Source organism: Halorubrum sp. SP9 (genome assembly GCF_005435015.1).
GTDB lineage: Archaea > Halobacteriota > Halobacteria > Halobacteriales > Haloferacaceae > Halorubrum > Halorubrum sodomense.
Window position 1 is genome coordinate 330 of record NZ_SGXU01000169.1, and the last position, 536, is coordinate 865.

1 pseudogene is annotated in these 536 nt (G+C 58.2%); it reads right to left on the reverse strand.

Annotation, left to right across the window (positions count from 1 at the left end):
• Positions 1-536: pseudogene (locus EXE45_RS20855) on the reverse strand (hypothetical protein); the annotation flags it as partial.

Sequence of the window (536 nt, forward strand, 5' to 3'; positions counted from 1 at the left end):
GTCGAACCGGAGGTCCCACGGTGTGGTGTCCCAAAGGGCGCGGATACAGCGGTCGTACCACTCGTCTGGGAGACGAACCAATACAGATGGCGCATCTGGGAGCTCGAAGTCCCAAACGTCCCGAGCCGTCTGGCGATGGCGAGAGACACGATCTAGGGTTGAGTAAGAGCTGAACCCGGGAGAACGGTCTTCGCCAGAAGTGGTCCATGAGCGGAGCGGGAGTGTATCGAGTTCGAATTCGTCTGTCGGCCCCCACTCAGAGCGGTCTGGGACTGCCGTAGGCCATACGGGGACGACTTTGCCCCCGAAGAGGTTTACATCGTCGTCACTCGTGAACTGACTGTCCCAGAGCCAGACAGTGGTGAATCCCTCGTCGAGGTAGTTCTGGGTGGACTCGTCTCGATTCTTGTTGATGTTCTTGTGTTGGTACTCAATCGCTAGTCCGTGGCCGTAGTTCGGGTGCGGTTCCTTGAACCGGACAAAGGAGTCTGCCCGTTTAGACCCGATCTGCTCTTCGAGTCCCCACTCGGTACAGT